The sequence below is a fragment of the Candidatus Protofrankia californiensis genome, from assembly GCF_900634765.1.
GTDB lineage: Bacteria > Actinomycetota > Actinomycetes > Frankiales > Frankiaceae > Protofrankia > Protofrankia californiensis.
The window spans coordinates 13,164-23,155 of record NZ_CAAAFT010000044.1 but is presented as its reverse complement, the minus strand read 5'-3'; the positions used below and the strand labels follow the sequence as shown (position 1 = coordinate 23,155).

Sequence of the window (9,992 nt, the reverse complement as noted above, 5' to 3'; positions counted from 1 at the left end):
ATCTTCGGTTTACCCCCGGGCTACCGCGCCGCCGACGTCATAGCCAACATCTGGCATCTGGTGGACGAGGGGAACTGGAAGGCGGTGAATCGGGTACTCGTACGCGCCTTCCTGGATGACATCCAACGCGCCTACCGGTTCCGCCCTCGCCGGCGGGTCAACTGCCTTCTCCTGCTTGACGACATCGACCGAGCCCACAATGTCGACCCCCAGGGTGCCGATCTTCTCAGCCTGCTCGTCGAGCGCAGGCTTCAACGCCCCGACGCCGGCCTGCTCGTCATCGCGACGAAACAGTCGGCACCCGAGCCGCGTACCCTCCTGCCCGAGCCCGACGGCGCCGACTCCCAATCTCCGGCAGAGGCCGCCGCGGTGCTCTTCGGCACCTGGCACGCCCGCTTCACCCGAGATTCCACGAATCCGGCAAAGGCGAAGGCCGCCGCGGTCCTGCCGCTGACGCTTCCTGCGTTCACCCGTGACCAGACCCGGAAGTACCTGCACACCACCCAACTGTTCGCCGACTGGGCCGGTGGGGAGGACGAACTGCTGGATGCGTTCTTCCGCACAACCCGCGGCCATCCCCTCGCCGTCGACCTCGTCGCCCGCTGGCTGTCCGATAACGCCCTGTGGAACCGGACGATCCCGCTCGCGATGCGGACGGTGTTCGACGAGCCGGCGGCGGCGGTCGTCCCGCAGGCAAACCTCGTCGGCGCGACCGCCAACGCCACCATCCGGGACTATCTGCTCCTGCGGTTTCTTCAGCACTTCCCCGCTGCGCCGGGCCGTCCCGCCATACCGGCTTCCCCCGGCCGAGCGGACATCCAACACCTGCTCGTGCGCCTGTCAGCCCCGCGCCGGATCACCCGCGAAATCATCGCGGTCCTCATCCCCCGCACGGACCAGGACTTTCCCAACACCAACCCGAAATCGTTGATCTCAGAGCTGTCCCGGTACAGCTTCATAACAAGGTCCGGCTCCGGTGCCGTACTTCACCCGTTGTTGCGTGACCTGCTGGCCCGCGAGCTCACGCGAGCCGAGCGCCCGAGCAGCACAGAGATCCACAGCAGGCTGCGCGACTTCTACAGCCGTACGGGCGAACAGGCCGACGAGATCGAGGCCCTTTACCAGACCCTGGCACTCGGCGACGTGAACGCCGTCATCGACACGGTCGCATCCTGGATCGGCCAGCGCGACGACTGGCCGCAGGCGCTGGAGAGGATCACCGAGGCACCTGGTGCGCCTTATCTGGACGGCTCGGATGAGCCGTCTGCTGCCCCGATGGACGGGGCCGCGGACGACGGCGACGTGGCAGACGCTGCCGACGGGCCGGAACCCGCCCTCCGGCGGCTCGTGTTCCTGCTCTGGAGCCTGCGTTCCGAGCTACCCGCGGCGGAACCCAGCCCTGCCGCGACCGCCGTCCTGCTTGTCGATGCCCTGGCCGCCTGCGGAGACGGCCCGGGACATGCCGCCGCGGAACGCTACCGGGCAACCGCGGCGCGCCCCGACCGCGGCGAACTCACGCCCACCCAGACGCCGTTCGCCAAATATGAATATCCCGTTCTTCAGCCTTCACGACGTACCGTCCGCATGTTGACAGGGACGGGGCTGACGCTTCTGCTGCTCGGCTACTCCGCTGTCTATGCGAAGCAGCACAGCACGGACTGCTACCCCGGGAGCCCGCACGCCGTCAGGGCTGTGACCAGGACGTTGTGGGACCAGCGGTTCATCCTCAAGAAGAAGGCCGGCGACCAGTGCATCGGGGTCACAGCACAACCCACCAAGTTCACGACATCGCCCTATGATCCCGAGAAGGACTGGCGCAACGACGTCATCACGACGCTCTGGAAACTGATAACCGAGGAAAATGCCGCGGCTGAGAAGCTGTCCAACGAGACCGGCCACCCCATCGCGACTGTCATTCTCGCCACACAACTCAGCTCCGGGCAGGATCCGCCGCAGTTCGATCTTGCCGTCGGAGTCAACGAGCTCATCGGCACTCTGCTGGGGATGCGGAAGTGGAACCATGGAACTACTCGACCGCCGGAGGTCCTCCTGCGGGTTCTCGTGGCGAACCTCGGTGGGGAGTCCGAGTTCGCCGTCCAGACCAGCCACCGCATTTGGGAGATCGCCGAGTCTGACCCCAACGTCATAGCGGTCCTCGGTCTCGGTCAGACTCGAGCTACGACCGTCAAGGCCATGGAGTACCTGGGCAGACCGAACCCTGATGACGGACGGCAGGGAATCCCGATGATCTCTTCCGCGCAGTCGGGGGACCAGCTCGGCGGAATCCACGGCTACTTCCGCATCGCGCCACCGAACCAACTGCAGGCGGAGCTGGGAACCAGATGGTTACGCGAAAGGCATCCGGGAGCCGGAGCCGCGATCTTTGTTTCCGCCGGTGACGACTACAGCACCGGGCTGGGCGGGGACTACAAACGCCTGCTGGACGCAGCCGGTGTCAGCACGGAAATCGTCGAGTTCGACGCCAAGTCCACCCACCTGAACCGGGACTTCGAAGAGCGGATAGCGGATCTCTGCGACGAGACTCCGGACAACAACATCATTATCTACACGGGACGTGCCAACGAAGCCGTTCCCCTCGTCGAAGCGGTTGGTCTGCTCGGCGAGGAAGAAGAAACGGAGCAGTGCGCCAGGAGAACCACCATCCTCGGTGGTGACGACATGACCCAGACCGAGGAGACGGAGATGGCCGACGCCCTGGCCGGAAACCACGCCGAGATCCTGTTCACGACGTTCGGCGTCCCCTCGGCTGCCCGCAGGATTCTGCCCGTCGACTCGCGGAACAAACTGGAAGAATTCTGGTGCGCCTATGATAAATTGCGCAGGGAGTACCTGCCCAGACACACAATGGAACCAGGAGGGCACATGCAGGCCGCCTATGACGTGTACGGCGTCCTGAACAAGGCCGTCGGTACCTCCGTACCCGACCGGCCGGCGCTCACCTCCGCCCTCACCTCGATCCAGCAGTACTACGGCGTGACCGGGTTGATCAACTTTACGCTTCCCGAAAGCGACGATCCGAGGAGTAGCCGGCGCGAGAAACTGGTCGTCCTTCAGCGGTTGGAATCAGAAAAAGGCGACAACGGTCGCGTGGTCAGGACGACTCCTCTCGATTACTCCCCGCGGGCGGCCGGGCAGCCGGTCGGTCTCCCGGCCGGCGAGGCTCCGCCCGCATGCAGATGAGATCGCTTCCGCGGACGGCGCCGGTGACGCCCACCGGCGGAAGGCGGAACCACCGTCCCGGCCCGAGCCGCGGAACATACCCGTGTCGCGCTGCGGACACCGACCCACTCTGTTTCGGTCACGGCTCGGCGTGGTTCACTCATCACGCCCGCAGGCAGGGTGTTTCCAGTCGGCGCGCCGCGGGTGTGGGGGTCGGGTGGGTGAGAACGAACACGCGGATGTCGTGGTTGTCGGCTCGGGATTCGGTGGTGCGGTAACCGCCTACCGTTTCGCCGCAGCGGGCCACAGCGTCGTCCTGCTCGAGCGGGGAAAGGCATATCCACCGGGGTCGTTCGCCCGCTCGCCGGCCGAAATCGCCGCGAACTTCTGGGATCCGAGCCAGGGACGGCACGGCCTTTTCGACGTCTGGTCCTTCGCCGACTTCGAGGCGGTCGTCTCCAGCGGTCTGGGCGGCGGCTCGCTCATCTACGCCAACGTCCTGCTCCGCAAGGACGAGAAGTGGTTCGTTCGCGACGCGCCCGCCGGCGACGGTTACGAGAGCTGGCCGATCAGCCGGGCCGATCTGGAACCGCACTATGCGGCCGTCGAAACGATGATGGATGTACAGCGCTTCCCCAAGGGGCAGCCGCGTTACCAGATCTCCCGCCGGACCGAACTGCTGGAGCAGGCCGGGAAACGGCTGGGATACACCGCCGAGCAGCCGCCGTTGGCGGTCACGTTCGGGGTCGGCGGCAACACCCCGATACCGGGGGCGCCCATCGGGAAGCCGACCTACGGCAACATCCACGGCCGGCCGCGGATCACCTGCGTGTTGTGCGGCGAGTGCGACCTCGGCTGCAACTACGGCAGCAAGAACACCCTGGACCACACCTATCTTTCCGCCGCGGCACACCATGGCGCGGCTCTGCGCGTCCACCACGAGGCCCGTTCGATCACCCCACGGAACGGCGGTGGTTACACCGTCGGATACGTGGTCCACACGCCCGGCGACACCGCCGCCACAACAACACTCGCCCAACAAGCAATCGACTGCGATCGCCTCGTCCTCGCCGCCGGCACGTTCGGAACTATCTACCTGCTGCTTCGTAACCGCGCCGCACTACCCGGGATCTCCCGGATGCTCGGGCAGCGCTTCAGCGGCAACGGCGACCTGCTCGGCTTCGTCAGCGGGGTGCCCGGCGAACCCCTGGGCAGCACACACGCACCGGTCATCACCACCGCCGTGCGCGTCCCTGACGGTGTCGACAGCCGTATAAACGGCCATGCGGACGGCGGTGCGGACGGCGGTGCCGACCGCGGCTGCTACATCGAGGACGCCGGCTATCCCGGTTTCGCCGAATGGCTCGTCGAGGCGGCCCAACTGGACAGCGGGGCGTCCCGGATCGTCAGCACGGTCTACGATCTGATCCGCTCCCGCCTCACCGGCAGGCCGTCCCACCAGATCGGCGCAATGGTCGGCCGGCTGCTCGGCTCGGGGAAGACATCCGCCGGATCGATGCCCCTGCTGGCTATGGGGCGTGACATCCCCACGGGCAGGATGTCGGTACGCGACGACTACCTGCAGATCGAGAACTATCCGGCGGACAGCCGGCCGTATTTCGAACGCCTGGGGCAGATCATGGCCGACCTGGCCGAGGCGATGGGCGGGGAGTTCCACCAGAATCCCCTGACCCTGCTTTCACGGGTCATCACCGTGCATCCTCTCGGTGGCGCGTCCATGGGTACCGACGTCACCACCGGAGTAATCGACGAATGGGGCGAGGTGTTCGGCCACCCCGGCCTGTACGTCGCCGACGGCGCCGCCATGCCCGGACCGGTCGGGGCGAACCCGTCGCTGACCATCGCGGCCTTCGCCGACCGGCTCGCGGAACATGCCCTGGAGGCCGACCGTGCCCCGGCGACCAGCCGCGTCCCGGAGGCCACCCACGCACCGGAGGCCACCCACGCACCGGAGGCCGACCCCGTCCTGGAGGCACAGTCATGACCGGTCCCACGGGCCTGGAGTTCACCGAGAAGATGAAGGGTTTCGTCACCCTTGACGAAACCGATCCGCAGCGTGGATACGACCGGGGCAGGGCGGACGGGAATGCGCTTGCGTTCCATCTCACCATTCGCACCGAGAACGTGGACGCCTTCGCCGCCGACCGGCTGCGGGAGGCCACCGCCAGCGGCTACGTCCGCTGCGACGCATTGGGCGGAAAATGCCCGGTCGGCAACGGCGTCTTCAACCTGTTCGTCGGTGACACACCCGGGCGCCGGCGGATGCTCTACCGGCTGCCGTTCAGTGATGCGGCCGGGCACCCGCTTACGCTCAGTGGATTCAAGGACGTCCACGACGATCCCGGATTCGACCTGTGGCGGGACACCTCGACGCTCTACACCCGCATCTTCGCCGGGCATGTGGACGCCGCCGGCGAACCGGCCGCCCGGATCGTCGGCGCCGGCATCATCACCATCCACATCCCGGATTTCCTGTGGCAGCTCACGACGTTCCGGACGTCCGGTCCGGCCGGTAACGCCACCGCGGGCCTGGTGAGGTTCGGCCGGCTGTTCCTCGGCGATCTCTGGGAGGTCTACGGCGCTTCCCTGCAAGCGGAAAAGATCGAGACCAGCGGAAACGGGGACGGGACCCGATGAGTGACACCCTGCCCCGGCCCGCCGACGACAGCGAGCGCGCGCTCGGTTTCGTGCGGGCGTCCATGTGCCGCTGGCTGTCACCCACATTGCTGCTCGGCACCGCCGTCCGCGTCTGTATAAGCGGAGTGCTCGGTTCCTACGCCGACAAGCGGGAGGAGATGGCGGCGCTGCCGGCCGCGCCCGCGACCGATCTGTCGGACGCGGGCGAGCTGTGGTTCGACTATGTCAGTGACCTCGGCGACGGATTCGACTCGACGTACACGATGGCCTCGCTACTTGCCGCGCCAGGCCTGGACCTGGCCGGTTCGCCGACCCCGCGGGGTCGGCTGCTGGTGATGGGCGGCGACCAGTGCTATCCGACGCCGAGCATCACCGATTATGAGAACAAACTGATCGGCCCCTACCGGGCGGCGCTTCCCACAACGGCATCGCCCACAACGCCACCCGGACCCGACGGGCAGCCCGAGCAGCCGAAACTGTTCGTCGTCCCCGGCAACCACGACTGGTACGACGGACTCACCGCCTTCATGCGGGTGTTCTGCCAACGCTCCAACATCGGCGGCTGGCGCACCGAGCAGACCCGCAGCTACTTCGCCGTGAAATTGCCGCACCGGTGGTGGCTGCTGGGTATCGACATCCAGTTCGACTCCTACATCGACGACCCCCAGCGCCGGTACTTCCTCGACATCGCCGAGCAGATGCAGGCCGGCGATGCGGTGATCCTGTGCTCGGCGAAGCCGAGCTGGATCACCGCGGCCGAGGGGAACGCCGAAGCGTTCGCCGTCCTCGACTACTTCGAACGCACCGTGATCCGCAGGACCGGTGCGCAGGTACGGGTCTCCCTTGCCGGTGACCTGCACCACTACGCCCGTTACAGCCAGGTCGACGGCAGCGCGCAGAAGTTCACCGCCGGCGGTGGCGGCGCCTACCTGTCCGCCACCCACTGCCTGCCGCAGCATCTGGTGGTGCCGCCGCCGGCGTCCCGGGCGCCGGGCAAGACCGACCCACCGACGCATTACCAGCTTGAGACGAGCTTCCCGGACGCGCCCGCCTCCCGCCGGCTGGCCGCCGGCATCGTCCGCTTACCGGCGTTCGCGCCCGGTCTGGTGGGCCTGCTCGGCGGCATCCACCTGCTACTGGCATTCGCGATCGGCAGCACCGCTGGATCCGGTACACCAAGGGCCACCGGACGCCTCGACGCCATCGCCGAGGGGTTGCGCGAGGCCGGCATCGGCGCTCTGTTCGCCGGCCTGGTCAACAACGTGCCGGGGCTGGTGCTGAGCCTCGGCGTCCTGGGCGCGGGAGTGGCCCTGACCAAGACCGGCCGTACGGCCCGGGGTGTGGCGATCGGAGCCGCGCACGGGCTGGCCCAGCTCCTCCTGGCGGTCGGCCTCCTGGCCGGCGTGGTGGCGGTGGTCGACCCGCTGCCGGGAACCTGGCTGCTGGCCGGCGTCCTGCCACTGGTGATCCTGCTCGGCGGGCTTGCCGCCACCGAACTGCTCGCCGGTTACCTCTGGCTCGCCGACCGCCTCGCGGGCGTGAACACCAACGAGCTGTTCGCCGCGCAGGGAATCGCCGACTACAAGAACCTCCTGCGGCTGCACATCGGCCTGGACGGATCACTAACCGTCTACCCGGTCGGGGTCCGCACGGTGCCGAAACGCTGGTACTTCTCACCGGATGCGGCCTCGAGCGCCCCCTGGTTCACCCCCGTCGACCGTCCGGTGGAACCGTTCCTCATCGAGGCGCCGATCAGCATCGCTCACGGCGGCCTGCCGACCGTCCCACCCCAGCACGCTCCCACCGGGGTCGAACCGACCAGCTCATAACGAAAATGCCGTAGGATGTCGAAGCGATGACACATTGGACCTTTAAATCCGGCACGCCCGAACCAGACGGTAGCTGGGGGCCAGCCGTAGACATTCGTTCCGACCAGCCCACGCCGGCTCGGATGTACGACTACTACCTCGGCGGCAAGGACAACTTCCCCGTCGACCGGGAAGCCGCCGAGAAGGTCAAGGAAGTCATAGGCCCGGAGATGACCTACGACGCCGCATGGGAGAACCGGCTCTTCCTCCGGCGCGCCGTACGGTGGCTGGTCCAAGCGGGCATCGACCAGTTCATCGACATCGGCGCCGGTCTACCCACCCAGGGCAACGTGCACGAGATCGCCCAGCAGGTTATTCCGGACGCCCGTGTCGTCTATGTCGATAACGACCCGATCGTCCTGGCGCACGGCCGGGCGCTGCTGGCCGACAACGCCACCACAACGGTGATCACCGCGGACCTGCGTAGCCCCGAAACAATCCTCGACCACCCCGAGTTACGCGCTCTGATCGACTTTTCCCGGCCGGTCGCCGTCCTGTTCATCGCCGTTTTCCACTTCGTCACCGACGAGGAGAACCCGGCTAGGATCATCTCCGTGTTCCGGGACGCGATGATACCCGGCTCCTACCTGGCCCTGACACATGTGACCATGGACGGCCCGTCACCCGATCAGGTAGACCGTATCGAACAGGTGTATAAGAGCGCCGCTTCACCCGCCGTCTTCCGTTCACGCCAGCAGATCGAAGGCCTGTTCACCGGCTTCGAGCTGGTGGACCCCGGTATCGTCCGGCCCTGGCAATGGCATCCGGGTGAGGACGACATACGCACTGACTGGCTGTTCGCCGGCGTCGCCGCGAAGACCGCCCAGGAGTAACCGCTGGCGGACCCGGACCGCTGCGCGGTCCGGCAGCCCGCCATCTCACTGATCTGCTATGTCACGTTGCGCGATTACTTTCGTCAGGCTCAGCCGGACCAGTAGTTCGCCGGGCACACCGTTACGCCGGCCGAACTCTTCGGCCCTGTCCGCACCAATGTAGCGTCCAGCGATCGTGGTCGCCCAGCGCAGCAGCTCGGTAGGATCCTCGGAAACGGTCACGCTCCCCTCGACCAGCACGAAGGAATACGGCGGCTTCTCGTCGTCCACGCACAGGCTGGCCCGCCCGTCCCGGCGCAACGCCCGACCCTTCACGCTGGCCGCCCCGGTCGTGAAGACCACTTCTTCGCCGTCCAGGACGAACCAGACCGGCGCCACATGGGGCCTGCCATCCCGGCGGACCGTCGCAAGCTTCCCGGTACGCTTACCAGCCGCAAGGAAGGTACGCCATTCCCGCTGGGTCATCGACGCCATGTGGCCTACGTTCACACGGGTTTCCCCGACCCGCATCCGCACCGTCATCGCCGCCGGATGACCCGCGTATGCGTTCGTATGCGTTCCTCCCGATGCATCACCAGCGCATACGCAGGCGTCCGACCAGCATGTGGACGTACCGGACGCCTTCCAGATCCGGGTCGTCAGCATCGCGAAGGTCGCCGACGAACTGGTCGGAGGTGATGACGAGCTCGCCATCTGGACCCAACAGCGCACGAACACGTTTTTTCGGGATCCCCGTGAGAGGTCGTGGCGAATATGTGGGTAGGAACGGCCCGAGGCGGGAAGCATGCAGGTCAACGGCATGATCCCCGCGCATCCGGGATGGTCTTGAAAACCGCTGGGGTCAGTTGACGGCGGCTTGTAGCTGCTCGACCCGGTCTGTGCGCTCCCAGGTGAAGTCGGCGAGCTCGCGGCCGAAGTGGCCGTAGCTTGCGGTCTGCGCGTAGATGGGCCGCAGCAGGTCCAGATCCCGGATGATCGCAGCCGGGCGGAGATCGAACACCGTCGAGATCGCCCGTTCGATCGCCGGCACCGGCACCTGCTCGGTGCCGAAGGTCTCCACGAACAGCCCGACCGGTTCGGCCTTGCCGATGGCGTAGGCGACCTGTAGTTCGACGCGGCGGGCGAGCCCGCTCGCCACGACGTTCTTGGCCACCCAGCGCAGGGCGTACGCGGCCGAGCGGTCGACCTTGGACGGGTCCTTGCCGGAGAAGGCACCACCGCCGTGCCGGGCGTACCCACCGTAGGTGTCAATGATGATCTTCCGGCCGGTCAGGCCCGCGTCACCCTGTGGACCGCCGATCTCGAAACGTCCGGTCGGGTTGACCAGCAGCCGGTAGCCGTCCACCTCGATACCGAGGTTCTGCTCGGCCACCCGCTTGAGCTCGGGTTCAATCACCAGCGCCCGGACGTCCGGGGTGAGCTGCTGTTCCAGGTCGATGTCGGCGGCGTGGTG

8 protein-coding genes are annotated in these 9,992 nt (G+C 67.0%); 5 read left to right on the top strand and 3 right to left on the bottom strand.

Annotation, left to right across the window (positions count from 1 at the left end):
• From DD1DGNOD_RS02375 to DD1DGNOD_RS02355, 5 genes are all read left to right on the top strand, one after another.
• A partial coding sequence (locus tag DD1DGNOD_RS02375) for an ABC transporter substrate-binding protein (RefSeq protein WP_165036354.1) occupies positions 1–3,201 on the top strand: 3,201 nt, incomplete at its 5' end.
• 196 nt (positions 3,202–3,397) lie between these two features.
• Positions 3,398–5,185, top strand: coding sequence for an FAD-dependent oxidoreductase (locus tag DD1DGNOD_RS02370; protein ID WP_131769335.1), 1,788 nt, complete (start codon positions 3,398–3,400; stop codon positions 5,183–5,185).
• A complete protein-coding gene (locus tag DD1DGNOD_RS02365; protein ID WP_131764986.1) occupies positions 5,182–5,838 on the top strand; it encodes a hypothetical protein in 657 nt (218 codons plus the stop codon). Before DD1DGNOD_RS02370 ends, DD1DGNOD_RS02365 begins: the two co-directional genes overlap by 4 nt.
• Positions 5,835–7,667, top strand: a complete 1,833-nt coding sequence (locus tag DD1DGNOD_RS02360) for a metallophosphoesterase family protein (protein ID WP_206442903.1) — start codon at positions 5,835–5,837, stop codon at positions 7,665–7,667. The genes DD1DGNOD_RS02365 and DD1DGNOD_RS02360 overlap by 4 nt, the downstream gene beginning before the upstream one ends.
• A 26-nt stretch (positions 7,668–7,693) precedes the next feature.
• A complete protein-coding gene (locus tag DD1DGNOD_RS02355; RefSeq protein WP_131764985.1) occupies positions 7,694–8,539 on the top strand; it encodes an SAM-dependent methyltransferase in 846 nt (281 codons plus the stop codon).
• 45 nt (positions 8,540–8,584) lie between these two features.
• Here DD1DGNOD_RS02355 and DD1DGNOD_RS02350 read toward each other — a convergent pair whose 3' ends face one another.
• The 3 genes from DD1DGNOD_RS02350 to DD1DGNOD_RS28640 form a co-directional block, all read right to left on the bottom strand.
• Positions 8,585–9,013, bottom strand: a complete 429-nt coding sequence (locus tag DD1DGNOD_RS02350; protein WP_131765006.1) for a PPOX class F420-dependent oxidoreductase — start codon at positions 9,011–9,013, stop codon at positions 8,585–8,587.
• A gap of 97 nt (positions 9,014–9,110) precedes the next feature.
• Entirely contained in the window at positions 9,111–9,242 is a 132-nt protein-coding gene (locus DD1DGNOD_RS30450; protein ID WP_283234644.1) for a hypothetical protein, read from the bottom strand.
• Positions 9,243–9,380: 138 nt separating this feature from the next.
• On the bottom strand, positions 9,381–9,992 hold a 612-nt coding region (locus DD1DGNOD_RS28640), incomplete at its 5' end, for a methionine adenosyltransferase domain-containing protein (protein WP_241255415.1).

What these genes read in the sequence shown, in the direction of transcription:
- DD1DGNOD_RS02365 (WP_131764986.1), top strand. Translation starts at nt 5,182, where the DNA reads ATGACCGGTCCCACGGGCCTGGAGTTCACCGAGAAGATGAAGGGTTTC.
- DD1DGNOD_RS02360 (WP_206442903.1), top strand. Translation starts at nt 5,835, where the DNA reads ATGAGTGACACCCTGCCCCGGCCCGCCGACGACAGCGAGCGCGCGCTC.
- DD1DGNOD_RS02355 (WP_131764985.1), top strand. Translation starts at nt 7,694, where the DNA reads ATGACACATTGGACCTTTAAATCCGGCACGCCCGAACCAGACGGTAGC.
- DD1DGNOD_RS02350 (WP_131765006.1), bottom strand. Translation starts at nt 9,013, where the DNA reads ATGGCGTCGATGACCCAGCGGGAATGGCGTACCTTCCTTGCGGCTGGT.